At 72.5% G+C, this 14,580-nt stretch carries 10 protein-coding genes; 3 read left to right on the plus strand and 7 right to left on the minus strand.

Annotation, left to right across the window (positions count from 1 at the left end):
- Positions 1-19: 19 nt before the first annotated feature.
- Positions 20-2,149, minus strand: a complete 2,130-nt coding sequence (locus tag CNQ36_RS14250) for an N-6 DNA methylase (protein ID WP_121548458.1) — start codon at positions 2,147-2,149, stop codon at positions 20-22.
- Positions 2,150-2,352: 203 nt separating this feature from the next.
- Here CNQ36_RS14250 and CNQ36_RS14255 point away from each other — a divergent pair, with 203 nt between their 5' ends.
- Positions 2,353-2,832, plus strand: a complete 480-nt coding sequence (locus CNQ36_RS14255) for a hypothetical protein (protein WP_121546284.1) — start codon at positions 2,353-2,355, stop codon at positions 2,830-2,832.
- Positions 2,833-2,852: 20 nt separating this feature from the next.
- The gene (locus tag CNQ36_RS14260; RefSeq protein ID WP_121546285.1) at positions 2,853-3,656 is read left to right on the plus strand and encodes a hypothetical protein; all 804 of its coding nucleotides are present in this window, start codon (positions 2,853-2,855) and stop codon (positions 3,654-3,656) included.
- Between the two features lie 18 nt (positions 3,657-3,674).
- Here the strand turns inward: CNQ36_RS14260 and CNQ36_RS14265 are convergent, their stop codons facing one another.
- Positions 3,675-4,418, minus strand: coding sequence for a GNAT family N-acetyltransferase (locus tag CNQ36_RS14265; RefSeq protein ID WP_121546286.1), 744 nt, complete (start codon positions 4,416-4,418; stop codon positions 3,675-3,677).
- Positions 4,419-4,468: 50 nt separating this feature from the next.
- Positions 4,469-5,248 (minus strand): HNH endonuclease family protein, encoded by a 780-nt coding sequence (locus CNQ36_RS14270; protein ID WP_004930430.1) that lies wholly within the window; start codon positions 5,246-5,248, stop codon positions 4,469-4,471.
- A 165-nt stretch (positions 5,249-5,413) separates the two neighbouring features.
- Between CNQ36_RS14270 and CNQ36_RS14275 the strand changes: the two genes are divergently transcribed.
- Positions 5,414-5,599 (plus strand): antitoxin, encoded by a 186-nt coding sequence (locus CNQ36_RS14275; protein ID WP_121546287.1) that lies wholly within the window; start codon positions 5,414-5,416, stop codon positions 5,597-5,599.
- 66 nt (positions 5,600-5,665) lie between these two features.
- Here CNQ36_RS14275 and mfd read toward each other — a convergent pair whose 3' ends face one another.
- From mfd to CNQ36_RS14295, 4 genes are all read right to left on the minus strand, one after another.
- The gene (mfd, locus tag CNQ36_RS14280; RefSeq protein ID WP_121546288.1) at positions 5,666-9,199 is read right to left on the minus strand and encodes a transcription-repair coupling factor; all 3,534 of its coding nucleotides are present in this window, start codon (positions 9,197-9,199) and stop codon (positions 5,666-5,668) included.
- Between the two features lie 503 nt (positions 9,200-9,702).
- Positions 9,703-12,282 (minus strand): ABC transporter permease, encoded by a 2,580-nt coding sequence (locus CNQ36_RS14285; protein ID WP_121546289.1) that lies wholly within the window; start codon positions 12,280-12,282, stop codon positions 9,703-9,705.
- The gene (locus CNQ36_RS14290) at positions 12,279-13,067 is read right to left on the minus strand and encodes an ABC transporter ATP-binding protein (RefSeq protein ID WP_121546290.1); all 789 of its coding nucleotides are present in this window, start codon (positions 13,065-13,067) and stop codon (positions 12,279-12,281) included. The genes CNQ36_RS14285 and CNQ36_RS14290 overlap by 4 nt, the downstream gene beginning before the upstream one ends.
- Before the next feature lie 445 nt (positions 13,068-13,512).
- Complete coding sequence (locus CNQ36_RS14295; protein ID WP_228312973.1) at positions 13,513-14,397, minus strand: cellulose-binding protein; 885 nt, start codon at positions 14,395-14,397, stop codon at positions 13,513-13,515.
- Positions 14,398-14,580: the final 183 nt, after the last annotated feature.

Raw genomic sequence — 14,580 nt, forward strand, 5'->3', positions numbered from 1 at the left:
ACGGGGCCCTCCCACGGGCTCAGTCGGGGGCGACGGTCCCGTCGGTCAGGCCGTCGTACATCCCGCGCAGCAGCTGTTCGCCGAGCCGGCCCGCCTGCCTGAGCGTCCGTTCGAACTCGTCGAGGGCGCGGAAGCGGGCGCCGTAGCGCCGCTGTTCGGCGGGCAGGAGCCGGGGCAGCTGGAGGCGGCGGACGTCGAGCCGGGTGGCGGTGGACGCGTAGCTGCTGGCCTGGCGGTTGTTGGCGGTGCCGCGCAGGAACCCGGCGAGGAACCACGCGTCGAGCAGCTCCGGATCCGGGCGCAGCAGTACGAGGTTGCGGCCCAGGGCGGCCCCGGCGGTCGCGTCGTCGATCACCCGGGCGACGGCGCCCCCGCCCAGCACGGGGACGACGACGTCGCCCGCCTCGGTGAGCACCGCTTCCTCGTCGCCCTCCGGGAGCGTCCCGGAGGGGGCGGTTCCCGCGAGTACGTCGTGGTCGGTGAGGACGGGCAGGCGCGTGCGGCCGCCGTTTCCGCCCGTGCGCATCACCAGGGCGCCCGCGCGGGCGAGTTCCCCGACGGTGGTGAGCGGCCGGCGTCCGGCGGCGGGAAGCGCGGGGTCCACGGGCGGGGTGAGCCCGGCGGTCAGGCGCAGGGTCTCGGCGAGCCGTTCGCGTACGTCGGTGAGCCGGCCGGCGCCGTCCGCGGCGGCCGGGGGCGGCAGATGGCGGGCCGGGGCGAGGTCGACGTCGTCGTCGAGGAGTTCGATGACGGGCACGGAGCGGGCCAGGCCCGGCCGTTCGTCGAGCCGGCCGGCCCGGTCGAAGGCGTGCCAGGCGTCGAGGACCGTCTCCCGGACCCCCTGCCAGTCGGGCCCGCCGCGCCCCTCGCCGGCGAACCGCCCGGCGTCGGCGAGCAGCACCTCCGGCTGCGCGCAGGCCCGTTGTGGCCGGCGCAGCACCCACAGGTGCAGCGGGATGTTGTACGGCGGTGCCGCCCCGACCGGCAGCGCGACGACGGCGCGGAGCGCGCCCCGGCGCAGCAGGTCGGCCCTGATCCGGCGCCCGGAGCGGCGTGAGGCGGCGGCGGGCGGCATCAGCAGCACGGCGGTGCCGCCCTCCCCCAGCCGGGCGAGCGCGTGCTGCACCCAGGCCAGCTCGGACTCGGTGCGGGCCGGGAAGCCGTACTCCCAGCGGGGGTCGTAGGCGAGTTCGTCGTGTCCCCAGTTGCGCTCGTTGAACGGGGGATGGCACAGCACCGCGTCGGCCCGCAGCTCCGGGTGCGCGTCGGCGCGCAGGGCGTCGCCGGCGGCGGCGTGCACTGGGGCGCGGGTGTGCAGGGCGAGACGGAGCGCGGTGAGGGCGGCGAGCTCGGGGGAGCTGTCCTGGGCGTACAGCCGGCGGCCGGTCGCGCCGCCGCTGCCGTTGGCGCTTGGGCCGCCGTTTCCGCCGGCGTTCCCGCCGCCGTTCCCGCCGCCGGCGGAGCGCAGCAGGGCGCCGGTGCCGCAGGCGGGGTCGAGGACGGTGCGGGCGGTCCCGGCCAGGGCCGCCATGAGACCGGCGAGGTCGGCGGGGGTGACCGTGTACTGGCGCGGGTTGGCGTCGAGGTGACGGCCGAGCAGGAACTCGAAGGTGTGCCGGGCGCCCAGCTCGGCGGCGAGTTCGGCGACGGCGCGGAAGAGGGGGGCGGACGGAAGCAGCTGAGGGGCGGTGGGAGTGTTCACAGGAACGGTGTTCACAGAGCCCGGGGAGTTCGCGCGTGAGCCGTCCGGGCCGCCGCCGAGCCGGGTCGTGAGCACCTGTTCCAGCGCTGCGGGGAGCAGTGCGGCGAGCCGCTCGTCGGTGCCGGAGCTCACCTCCAGCCACACCGGGGAGCGGTCGTGGATCAGGAGCAGGACGCAGCCGGCGTGGGTGAGCGCGGTGACGGGCCCGGCGGGGTGCCCCGCGAGCCGCTGCCAGACGCGCTCCTTCAGCGGGACCTCGGCGAGCTTGCTGTGCCGGCGCAGCCAGCCCTCGACCTCGGCGAGCGCGAACGCGGGGCTGGTCTCGGTGCCGCCCACCGGCCGGGGGAAGTCGGTGTGCCGGCGGCGCCAGTTGCTGACGGCGGCGCGGCCGACTCCGGCCAGCCGCGCGATCCCGGCGGCGGTCACCTCCGTCGCGTTGTCCTGCATGCCCGGCATCCCGCCCCGCTTTCCCTCTGTCCCCTGTGTGGCGACGAGCATACCGACGACGGCGAGATCCGCGGATTCACTGTCACTCATCCCCTCTCACACGTGAACTGTGTTGACGCGGTTCACAGCACATGCTCTTATTGACTCCGTGAACGGGTGACCGCCGAACAGGTGGCGGCCGCCGCTTGGGGAGGGACACAGCCATGGGCATGAAGAGCAAGCTCGTTCTGGGCGCCGTCGTGGGGATCGTCGTCATCGGCGCCGTCTCGGCGAACTCCGGTGACGCGGACGGCGGCTCCGGCGACAAGGGCACCTCGGCGTCCGCCGAGCAGCAGTCCGCCGGCACCAAGTCGGACGGCAGGTCGGACGCGAAGCCCGCCGAGGACAAGGACGCCGAGAAGGCGTCCCAGGCCGAGCAGTTCAAGGCCTTCGTGCGGAAGAACGGCACGCCCCAGGAGAAGGACGCCGTCTCGCACATCACCAAGGTGCAGGGCGCCGACGAGCAGAACGACATCCTCGACGCCGCCGACGTCTACACCGACTTCACCGGCGGGATCATGGGCGAGGGCACGGGCCCCGCCAAGCTCATCGCCTCCGCGTTCGCCGACTGGAAGCAGAGCGACAACGGCCTCGTCACCGTCTACGACGCCGACGGCGAAATCATCGGCAACGGCAACTTCTGACACCCCTGGGGGATCCCGCCATGCGTCGCACCGCACTCGCCGCCCTCTGCCTCGCCGCCGTGGCCACCGCCGGTCTCACCGGCTGCGGCAGCGAGGGCAAGGCGGACGGCAGCTCCTCGCACGACCCCTCCGCACGGAACACCGCGAAGGAAGGGAAGAACACTCCGGAGCCCGAGAAGGAACCGTTCGCCGGCCTGACCGCCGGCGACATAGCCGAAAGGGCCTTCGAGGCCACGAACGGCGCGTCGTCCCTGCGCATGACGGGCGACGTCCCGGACGACGGCGGTGGCGGCAGCATCCGGATCGACATGGCCCTGAACAAGCGGGGCGAGTGCGCCGGAACGATGGGCGTGGAAGGTCAGGGCGAGGCCGAGCTGATCCGGACCGGCGACACCGTCTACCTGAAGTACGACGAGGAGTTCCTGCGGTCCCAGAGCGAGGGCGAGCCCAAGGAGAGCGTGGACGCGACCGTGGCGCTGCTGGCCGGGAAGTGGACCAGGATGTCCGCCGAGGGCGCCGACGCCGAGGATCTTGCGGAGCTCTGCGACCTCGACCAGATCTTCGACGGGGCGAAGAAGGGCGACTCGGGTGCGACCCGCGGGAAGACCACCACGATCGACGGCACTCCGGCGATCACGCTGACGGCGCGGGACGGCGCCGACCGCTACACGCTGTACGTCGCCACCGAGGGCGAGCCGTACCTGCTGCGCCTCGACAGCGCGTCCACCACCGAGCCGGGGTCCCTCACCTTCAGCGACTACGACGAGCCGGTCCCGGTGGAGAAGCCCGCCGGTGACGTCCTGGACCTCGACGCGCTGGGCTGAGCCGCCCCGCCCGGCAGCTCACAGCGGATGCCGCATCCACACGTTGGGCTCGACGTACACGGCGTATCCGCGCTCCGCCTCGCAGCGCACCGGGGCCAGCGCGCCGGGCACCTCGATGTCTCCGTCGGTGTCGAAGGGCAGCCCGGTCCAGCGGCGCCAGTCGTCCAGCGAGGCGGACACGGTCATGGACACCGGTGCCACGGACTCGATCGTGGCGCCGGCCCTGGCGTGGACCCGCAGCCACGGATCGTGCGGCAGTCCGTCGGGGCGCACCCGCCGCGCGTACTCCTCGATGGAGGTGCGCGGTTCGAGGTGTTTGGCGCTGGGCCGGACCGGGGCGACGACCTCGCGGAAGCCGCGCGCCCGCGCGTTGTCCCGCATCGCGGAGAGCATCACGCCGGACAGTCCCCGCCCCTGGGCCCCGGGGGCGACGGTGACCGAGATGGCGCTGACGGTGTCCGGCCGGACCCCGTGCCGCAGATCGGAGAAGGCCCACACCAGGACCCCGTCCCAGCCGCGGGCGGGCAGTGCGCCCCGGCCCTCGGCGGCGAGGGAGAACGGCACACTGTGGGCGGTGGCGACCACCTCGCCCCGCTCGTCCTCGGCGAACAGCACATACTCGGGCAGTTCCGCGGCGATGCGCGGGAAGTGCGCGTTGCCCACCAGGTCCTCGACCACGAACCGCGGCCAGCTGTCCGCCATCTCCCGCACCGCCCGCTCCATACCGGGACGGTCCGCGAGCCTCGACACCTTGCATTCCATGGCGTCACCGTAGGCAGCGGCACGGCCGGGGGAAAGCGAATTCCTCTCGCTCAGCCCCCGCACTGCTCCAGCATCATCCGCCGGTCGGCCGTCGTCACCGGCATCTCGTACTTGAGGGCGACCTGCGCGAAGCGGACCGCGTAGGAGCACCGGATGCCCTTGTCCGGCGGGAGCCAGGCGGCCGGGCCGGAGTCGCCCTTGGAGGAGTTGGCGCGGCCCTGCACCGGGATCAGGTTGAGGGTGTCGTTCGCCAGCCGCTTCCGCTTGTCCTCCGCCCACCGCGAGGAGCCCATCTGCCAGCTGTAGGAGAGCGGCACGACGTGGTCTATCTGCACCTCGGCGGCCTTCTGCTTGCGCCACTCGATGGTCGTGCCGGTGTACGGGTCGGCCAGCGTCATGGCGACCACCACACAGTTGGAACCGGACCGGAACCGCACGTCCTCGCCGTCGCGCTGGAGCAAATCGTTGCGCGTGTCGCAGCCGTTCCTCGCGAGGGGGACGCCGTCGGCCGTGTCCATCCAGGCGTAGCCGAACTCGTCGCGGTCGTAGCCCGTCTTCGGGCCGCGGCCCTTGGTCGGCACCTTGGTGATGAGTGCGACGGCCTCGGCCCGGTCCGCGTCACCGGTCACCGGCGCGAGGCCCGGTTCGGTGCCGTCGGGGTTGTCCAGCGGGCTGACGGCCCGCCCGTCCGGGGCGGCGCTCGCGGCCCCGCCGCCGGCCGGGGGGCCGGCGTCCTGGATTCCCTCGCAGCCGGCGAGGAGGGCCACCGCCGCGATCACCGCCGGGCCCGTGCGCCCGGTCCTTACGCCCCACCCCTTGTATCGCGTCACCGCGCCCCTCCCTCTGCTCATGTCAATTCCTGCCCCGGCCGGAGCGGGTCGATCCGGATCTCACCATAACGAGTGAGAGGTCCAGACCAATTCAAGGCTGTAGGGGCGTTTCGGGCGAAGCGCGCGTATCGTCGGTTCTGGGTTCACCTCCGGAAGGAGTTCTGCATGGGCATCCTCGACAAGTTCAAGAGCAACAAGGCGGCGCGCGACAAGGCCAAACACGCCTCCGACACCGCCGAACGGAAGATGAACGAGAGGACCGGCGGCAAGTACGAGGGCCAGATCGACACCGCGCAGCAGCAGGCCGAACGCCGGCTCGGCATGGACCGCGATCGCCCCGACCAGCCGTAAGGGCTCGCTCGACCGTTCAGGGCCGTCCACGGCGCCCAGCGCCGCGGACGGCCCCGTCCGTGCGGGTCAGGATCCCAGGACCGACGTCAGGAACTCCCCGGTCCAGCCCAGCAGGTCCCGCCCGACCAGCGGCTTGCCGCCCACCTTCGCGGTCTTCGGACGCGGCACCAGCACCTGGTGGACGGACGGCTTGATCACCGTGCCCGGGTACAGGCGCTTGAGTCGCAGCTCCTGCGACTCGCGCAACTCCACAGGAGCGAAGCGGACGTTGTTGCCCTGGAGCACGACCTCGCCCACACCGCACGCCCGGGCGAGCATCCGCAGCCCCGCCACCAGCAGCAGGTTCTCCACCGGCTCCGGCAACTTGCCGTAGCGGTCGACGAGTTCCTCCCGCACCGCCTTGATGTCCTCCTCCGAGTTCGCGGAGGCGATCGCCCGGTACGCCTGGAGGCGCAGCCGCTCGCCCGGCGCGTAGTCGTGCGGGACGTGCGCGTCGACGGGCAGCTCGATCTTCACCTCGAGCGGCGGCTCCTCCTCGATCCCGCCCGTCTCCAGCTGCCTGCGGTAGTCCGCGACCGCCTCGCCCACCATCCGCACGTACAGGTCGAAGCCGACGCCCGCGATGTGCCCGGACTGCTCGCCGCCGAGCAGGTTTCCGGCGCCGCGGATCTCCAGGTCCTTCATCGCCACGTACATGCCCGCGCCCATCTCGGTGTGCTGGGCGATGGTCGCGAGCCGCTCGTGCGCGGTCTCCGTCAGCGGCTTCTCCGGCGGGTACAGGAAGTAGGCGTACCCGCGCTCCCGGCCGCGTCCCACCCGGCCGCGCAGCTGGTGCAGCTGGCTGAGGCCGAAGTTGTCGCCGCGCTCGACGATCAGGGTGTTGGCGTTGGAGATGTCGATGCCGGACTCGACGATCGTCGTCGACACCAGCACGTCGGACTTCTTCTCCCAGAAGTCGACGACGACCTGCTCCAGCGCCGACTCCGACATCTGGCCGTGCGCGGTGGCGATCCGCGCCTCCGGCACGATCTCGCGCAGCCGGGCCGCCGCGCGGTCGATCGACTCGACCCGGTTGTGGATGTAGAAGACCTGGCCCTCGCGCAGCAGTTCACGGCGGATGGCGGCACCGATCTGCTTCTGCTCGTAGGGGCCGACGAACGTGAGCACCGGGTGGCGCTCCTCCGGCGGCGTGGTGATCGTCGACATCTCCCGGATGCCGGTGACGGCCATCTCCAGGGTGCGCGGGATCGGCGTGGCGGACATGGTCAGCACGTCGACGTTGGCGCGCAGCTTCTTCAGCTGCTCCTTGTGCTCGACGCCGAAGCGCTGCTCCTCGTCGACGATGACCAGGCCGAGGTCCTTGAACTTGGTCTCCGAGGAGAACAGGCGGTGGGTGCCGATGACGACGTCCACCGAGCCCTCGCGCAGGCCCTCCAGGACCGCCTTGGCCTCGGTGTCGGACTGGAAGCGGGACAGCGCCTTCACCACCACGGGGAACTGCGCGTACCGCTCGCTGAACGTCCCGAAGTGCTGCTGCACCAGCAGCGTGGTGGGAACGAGCACGGCGACCTGCTTGCCGTCCTGCACGGCCTTGAAGGCGGCCCGGACCGCGATCTCCGTCTTGCCGTAGCCGACGTCGCCGCAGATCAGCCGGTCCATCGGGACCGACTTCTCCATGTCCTCCTTGACCTCGGCGATGGTGGTGAGCTGGTCGGGGGTCTCCGCGTACGGGAAGGCGTCCTCCAGCTCGCGCTGCCAGGGCGAGTCGGCGCCGAAGGCGTGGCCGGGGGCGGCCATGCGGGCGCTGTACAGCTTGATCAGGTCGGCGGCGATCTCCTTGACCGCCTTCTTGGCGCGTGCCTTGGTCTTGGTCCAGTCGGCGCCGCCGAGCCGGTGCAGGGTGGGCGCCTCGCCGCCGACGTACTTGGTGATCTGCTCCAGCTGGTCGGTGGGGATGTACAGCCGGTCGCCGGGCTGGCCGCGCTTGGCGGGGGCGTACTCCACGACCAGGTACTCGCGGGTGGCGCCCTGGACGGTGCGCTGCACCATCTCGATGTAGCGGCCCACGCCGTGCTGCTCGTGGACGATGTGGTCGCCCGCCTCCAGGGTGAGCGGGTCGATGGTCTTGCGGCGCCGGGCCGGCATCCGGGCGCCCTCGCGGCCGGAGGCCTTCTGGCCGGTCAGGTCGGTCTCGGTGAGCACGGCGAGGCCGAGCGCAGGGTCGACGAAGCCGTGGTCGATGCAGCCGCAGGAGACGTGCACCACGGACGGGGTGATCTCGCCGAGGTCCGGGTCGAGACGGGCGGCGATGCCCTCGCCGCCGAGCACCTCGACCGTGCGGGCGGCCGGGCCGTGTCCCTCGGTGACGAACACCGTGCGCCAGCCGTCGGCGAGCCAGCCCTTGGTGTCGGCGAGGGCCCTGGCGGTGTCGCCGCGGTAGGTCTCCGGGGCGTGCATGCCGAGCTTGAGGGTGTCGGAGTCGAGTTCCTCGTCGGCGGCGAACGGGGACACCGACCACCACATCATGTCCAGCTCGCGGGCCCGGTCGCGGACGTCCGCGAGGGACCACAGGGAGGCGGCGTCCACGTCGATGGGCGCCTCGCCGCCGCCTGCGGTGGCCGCCCAGGAGGCCTGCAGGAACTCCTGCGAGGTGGCCACCAGGTCCGACGCGCGCGTCCGCACCCGCTCGGGGTCGCAGACCACGGCCATGGCGCCCTCGGGCAGCACGTCCAGCAGCAGCTCCATGTCGTCGACGAGGACCGGGGCCAGGGACTCCATGCCCTCGACCGCGATGCCCTCGGCGATTTTGCCCAGCAGTTCGCCCAGCTCCGGGTGGTCCTCGGCGAGGGCCCGGGCGCGTTCCCGTACGTCGTCGGTGAGCAGCAGCTCGCGGCACGGCGGGGCCCACAGACCGTGCTCGGCGACCTCCAGGGAGCGCTGGTCGGCGACCTTGAAGTAGCGGATCTCCTCGACGTCGTCGCCCCAGAACTCGACGCGCAGGGGGTGTTCCTCGGTGGGCGGGAACACGTCGAGGATGCCGCCCCGGACGGCGAACTCGCCGCGCTTCTCGACGAGCTCCACACGTGCGTACGCGGCGGCGGCCAGGGCTTCGACGGTCGCGCCCAGGTCGGCGGTCCCGCCGGTGCGCAGGGACACCGGCTCCAGGTCGCCCAGGCCCTTGACCTGCGGCTGGAGCACGGAGCGCACGGGGGCGACGACGACGGAGACCGGGCCGGTCTCGGGGTCGTCCGGGCGCGGGTGGGCCAGGCGGCGCAGCACGGCGAGGCGGCGGCCGACGGTGTCGCTGCGCGGGCTGAGCCGCTCGTGCGGGAGGGTCTCCCAGGACGGGTACTCCACGACGCCCTCGGGCGGGAGCAGCGAGCGCAGGGCCGCGGCCAGGTCCTCCGCCTCGCGTCCGGTCGCCGTCACCGCGAGCACCGGGCGGCCGGTGTCACGGGCCAGGGCGGCGACCGTGAAGGGCCGGGCCGCGGGCGGCCCGACCAGGTCGATGTGCATGCGGTTGCCGTCTGCGGCCGCCGCGATCGCTTCCGCGAGGGCGGTGTCCTTGACTACGGCGTCGAGCAGACCGTGCAGGCTCATTCGGGGCGCTTTCCGTCCGGGGGTGTGCAACACGACGGGCCCGACGCGCGCTGCGGGCCGGGGGTATCCAGCGTACGTCGCCGCGTACGCGGGCGCGGGGCCGTGAACGACGCCCCCGCGGGCCGGCGGCACGTTTCCCCGCACCCCTGGACCCCCGGACCCGGCCCCGGGTGACCGCGCACCGGAGCCCGCGCGGGCATACACGCATCCGGCCCAGAGAACCCCCGGCGCCGGGTGTGTACGCCGCCGCGTACGCGGGACCGCGAACGACGCCCGCCGACCAGGCGCCGGGGCCGGTGGGCCCGCCGTGGGCCGCCGGCCCATGGGCGGCCGCGGACCGGCCGGGGCTCGTGGCGCGGTTCCCCGCGCCCCTGGACCGCTGGACCGGGTCCCGGGTGACCGCGCACCCGGAGCCCGCGCAGCAGGCACGCACCCGGCGCCGGAAAGCCCCCCGTGGACTCTCCGGCGCCGGGTGTTTCCTCCGCAACCCCCGTGTGCGGTGGCTAGTCGGTGGCGATGGCGTTCAGGACGTTCATGCGGCCGGCGCGGAAGGCCGGGACCAGGGCCGCGAACAGGCCCACGAAGGCCGAGCCGATGAAGACGCCGGTGATCGTCGGCCACGGGATGTCGAGGACCTTCAGGCCCTCCAGGGCGAGCAGCTGCTGCGCGGTGGCGCCCCAGCCCATGCCCAGTCCCAGGCCCAGCAGGGCGCCGAAGAGGGCGATCACGACCGACTCCATGCGGATCATGCGGCGCAGCTGCCGGCGCGAGAGGCCGATGGCCCGCATCAGGCCGATCTCCCGGGTCCGCTCCACCACCGACAGGGCCAGGGTGTTCACCACTCCGAGGACCGCGACGACGATCGCCAGGGCCAGCAGGCCGTAGATCATGTTCAGCAGCTGGCCGATCTGGTCCTTCAGCGCCTCCTTGTAGTCGGTCTGGTCGCGCACCGTGTACTGCGGGTAGTCGTGCAGCCCGTCCTTGAGCGCCTTGTACGCGGCCTCCTGCTGACCGTCCTTCGCCGAGACGAAGAGCAGCATGTCCAGCGGCATCCTGTCGGCCGGCACGTACTTCGCGAGCGTGTCGATGGACGTGTACATGGCTCCGGCGTCGACGACGGCCTCGCTGCTGGTGATCGCGCGGACCGTCAGCGCGCCCGTCCCGCCGTCCTTGAACGCGATCTCGATCTTCGAGCCGACGCTGATCCCGTGGTCCTTCGCGAAGTCCTCGTGGACGGACATCGAGCCGGGCCGGTAGGCGTCGGCCAGCTTGCCGGCGACCGTCTCGACCCGCAGGTCGGTCGCGTACGTCGGGTCGGCGGCCGTGATCGCCGTGTCCTTCAGCGTCTTGCCGTCGGGCGTGGTGAAGTCGGCCTCGGTCCACTTGTACTCGGTGACGCGGTCCACCCCGGACGCCCCCCGTACGGCCTCGACCGCCTGCGGGGTGATCAGCTGGCCGCTGTCGGACTGGATGATGAAGTCCGTGCCGACCGACTTGTCGAGCTCCTCGGTGGCGGAGGCCACCATGGAGGAGCCGACCACCGACAGGCACGCCACCAGCGCCAGACCGATCATCAGCGCCGCGCCCGTCGCCCCCGTGCGCCGCGGATTGCGCAGCGCGTTGCGCTCGGCCATGCGGCCCACCGGGCCGAAGGCCCGCAGCAGGACCGCGCCGAGGACGCGCACCACACCACTCGCCAGCACCGGACCGACGACGACGAACCCGATCAGGGACAGCACCACGCCCAGGCCCAGCCACATCGAGCCGTCCGTCGCCTTGTCGGCGCTCCCCGCCAGGTACAGGGCGGCTCCGCCCGCGGCGGTGAGGACCAGGCCGATGCCGCCACGGATCCGCCCGGCCCTGGCGTCCGCCGGGGTGCCGGCGTCACGCAGCGCGGCCATCGGGGAGATCCTGCCCGCCCGCCGGGCGGGCAGGTAGGCGGCGAGGACCGTGACGGCCACGCCGAGGAACAGGCCGATCGCCGGGGTCGTCCAGGCCACCGTGAGGTCGTCGGTGGACAGGTCCATGCCCGCCAGGCCCATGAGCTTCATCAGGCCGACCGCGAGACCGACGCCCGCGCCGGCGCCGAGGACCGAGCCGATGATCCCGAGCAGCAGCGCCTCGACCAGCACCGAGCGGTTGACCTGCTTGCGGGAGGAGCCGATCGCCCGCATCAGGCCGATCTCCCGGGTGCGCTGGGCGACCAGCATGGAGAAGGTGTTGATGATCAGGAAGATGCCGACGAGGAAGGCGATCCCGGCGAAGCCGAGCATCGCGTACTTCATGACGTTCATGAAGCCCTCGACGTCCTTCTGGTTGGCCTCCGCCGTCTCCTCGGCGGTCTGCACCTTGTAGTCGCCGCCGAGCGCGGTCACGACGTTCTTCTTCAGCTGCGCGTCGCTGACGCCGCCCGCGGCGGTGACGTTGACGTTGGTGTAGACGCCGCTCTCGCCGACCAGGACCCGCTGCGCGGTCTTCGTGTCCAGGTAGAAGATCGCCGCGCCGGGGTTGGTGACCGTGAAGTCGGCGATGCCGGAGACCTTCGCGGTGTGCGTGCCGACCACGGTGATGACACCGATCTCGTCACCGGGCTCCAGGCCGTGCTTGTCGGCGGTGTCGGCGTCGACCATGATCTGGTCCGGCCCCTCGGGCGCCGCACCCGAGGTGATCTTCATGGTGCGGGCGTCGTTGGCGTTCCAGCTGCCGACGATGGTCGGGCCGCCGCTGGTCGGCGACAGGCTGTCCTTGTCGCCGTCGACGACGGTCACCGAGGTGGAGACCACCGTGCCCTCGGCCGACTTCACGCCGGCCGCCCCCCGCACCTCGTCGACCACGGCGGCAGGTATCACCGGCGGCTTGCCGTTGTCGGACGTGGTCTCCCCGGTGTCGGAGGAGTCCTTGGCGCTCACCGTGACGTCCGAGGAGGTGGCCGCGAACAGCTTGTCGAACGTCGTGTTCATGGTGTCCGTGAACACCAGCGTCCCGCACACGAACGCCACGGACAGCAGCACCGCCACCGCCGACAGCGCCATGCGCCCCTTGTGCGCGAAGAAGTTGCGCATCGAGGTCTTCAGCACGGTCATGACGTGCGCCCCCGGGCGTCGAAGTCCTTCATCCGGTCCAGGACCTGATCGGCCGTCGGCTGGTGCATCTCGTCGACGATGCGGCCGTCGGCGAGGTACAGCACCCGGTCCGCGTAGGAGGCGGCCACGGGGTCGTGGGTGACCATCACGATGGTCTGGCCCAGCTCGTCCACCGAGCGGCGCAGGAAGCCGAGCACCTCGGCGCCGGCCCGCGAGTCGAGGTTTCCGGTCGGCTCGTCACCGAAGATGATCTCCGGGCGGGCGGCCAGCGCCCGCGCCACGGCGACCCGCTGCTGCTGACCGCCGGACAGCTGCGTCGGCCGGTGCTTCAGCCGCTCCGCGAGCCCGACGGTCTCCACCACCCGGTCAAGCCACGCCTTGTCGGGCCTGCGGCCCGCGATGTCCATGGGCAGCGTGATGTTCTCGATCGCGTTCAGCGTCGGGAGCAGGTTGAACGCCTGGAAGATGAAACCGATCCGGTCCCGGCGCAGCCGGGTGAGCTTCTTGTCCTTCAGACCGGTGATCTCGGTCTCGTCCAGATAGATCTGACCCGACGTCACGGTGTCGAGCCCGGCCAGGCAGTGCATCAGGGTGGACTTGCCGGACCCCGACGGGCCCATGATCGCGGTGAACCGGCCGCGTGCGATGTCCACGTCGACGTGGTCGAGGGCGACCACACGGGTCTCCCCCGATCCGTAAGCCTTCACGACCTGCCGCGCCCGTGCGGCAACGGCCGTACGCCCTCCAGTGCCCCCGTGCCTGGGAATGGTCACAGCCGATGTCACGGTATGTCTCCTATGTCGGTCAGCAAGTCAGTACGGTGCCCCGGCGGCCACCCCCGTCTCCCGGCGGCCGTTCGGTGCGTGTTCGTCCGGTGCGCTTCAGTCTCGCCCCGGAGGGGGGCCGGGCGCCCTGGTGCCCGGCGCAGTCTTTTCCTGAGGAAAACCCCACCCCCGCCGGTGTGCTCCGCCACCCCCCAGCGGCGTAAAGCCAGGTTAAGGACGGCCGGCACCCGGTCTCGTCCTCCGCCAGTACGAACCCTCCCCGACCCGTAGTACGGAGGTACCCCTAAGGGCTCTCCTCCGCCGGGCGGACACCGTCTCAGGGTCACTCCTCCCGACGGCCCATCCAGCCTCCACCCTCCCGCGGCGCGAGGGTCAACCCCGGAGCCGGGCGAAGACATGGGCCGCTCCGACCGGGGCGCGGGGCCGGCCCCGCGCCCCGGGACCGTCACTCCACGGCGCGGCCCGTCAGCGCGCTGAGGCTGGCGCAGACGTGGTCCATGTGGGTCTGCACGTCCTCCCGGCGTTCCGCGTGGTCGCGCAGCACCCGCTCGGTCTCCCGCGCGACGCCCTCCGCGCGGACCCGCGCCTCGGCCAGCACCTCCTCGGCCCGCTCCCGCGCCTCCTCCGCGCGGCGCCGCGCGGACTCCTCCGCGTCGGCGAAGACCTGCCGCGCCTCGGCCAGCAACCGCTCGGCGGCCGCCTCCGCCTCTACCTGCCGGGCGTGCAGCGCGGCCAGCCGCACGGCCTCCTCCCGCTCCACCTCGTCCAGCCGCTCCGCCTGCTCCCGCGCCCCCTCGGCGAGCGTCGCCGAGGTGCGCTCCCGCATCTCCCGCAGCGCCGCCAGCGTCTCCCCGCGCCGCTCCTTCACCTCCAGCCGCGCCCCGACCCGGATGCCGTCGGCCTCCGCGCGGGCCGCCTCCAGCACCTCCCGGGCACGCTCGTCGGCGTCGGCGCGCACCGCGCCGGCGTACACCTGGGCGGCCTCCCCGACACCGGCCGCCTCGTCGCGCGCCAGGTCCAGCACGTCCTGCGCGTGCTGCCGCGCCGACTCCCGAACGGCCGTCGCCTCCTCCTGGACCAGTCCGAACAGCCGCCGCGCGCTCTCCCCGAGCGACTCGTAGGTCTGCGGGGCCAGTCCCGCCACCCGCACCCGCAGCAGCTCCAGCTCCTCCTCCATCTCCCGCGCGAGCACGGTGAACCGCGCGGCCCGTTCCCAGGCGGCGTCACGCTCGTCCGAGAGCGCCTCGACGAACGCGATCACCTGCAAGGGACGGTAGCCACGCCCCCGTACGACCTCGAAGCCCTGCGACGACACCGATGCGCTGCTCACCCTGGAACCCCTCTCCACCGACGGACACGAAGCCCAGCACCAAGACCGAGCACGAAATGGGATGAATCGCGCACATCTTGATGGATCACACGGAAGTGTTCATAACGCGACACTCCGCGAGGAGGACACGCAAAAGCCGGGCCCGGTCGTCCTGACGACCGGGCCCGGCTCCTCCCACGGCGG

It is taken from the genome of Streptomyces fungicidicus, from assembly GCF_003665435.1.
Classification (GTDB): Bacteria; Actinomycetota; Actinomycetes; order Streptomycetales; family Streptomycetaceae; genus Streptomyces; species Streptomyces fungicidicus.

Excerpts from the sequence above, each read along its gene's own strand:
- CNQ36_RS14250 (WP_121548458.1), bottom strand. The coding sequence starts at position 2,149 with ATGCAGGACAACGCGACGGAGGTGACCGCCGCCGGGATCGCGCGGCTG.
- CNQ36_RS14255 (WP_121546284.1), top strand. The coding sequence starts at position 2,353 with ATGGGCATGAAGAGCAAGCTCGTTCTGGGCGCCGTCGTGGGGATCGTC.
- CNQ36_RS14260 (WP_121546285.1), top strand. The coding sequence starts at position 2,853 with ATGCGTCGCACCGCACTCGCCGCCCTCTGCCTCGCCGCCGTGGCCACC.
- CNQ36_RS14265 (WP_121546286.1), bottom strand. The coding sequence starts at position 4,418 with ATGGAATGCAAGGTGTCGAGGCTCGCGGACCGTCCCGGTATGGAGCGG.
- CNQ36_RS14275 (WP_121546287.1), top strand. The coding sequence starts at position 5,414 with ATGGGCATCCTCGACAAGTTCAAGAGCAACAAGGCGGCGCGCGACAAG.
- mfd (WP_121546288.1), bottom strand. The coding sequence starts at position 9,199 with ATGAGCCTGCACGGTCTGCTCGACGCCGTAGTCAAGGACACCGCCCTC.
- CNQ36_RS14285 (WP_121546289.1), bottom strand. The coding sequence starts at position 12,282 with ATGACCGTGCTGAAGACCTCGATGCGCAACTTCTTCGCGCACAAGGGG.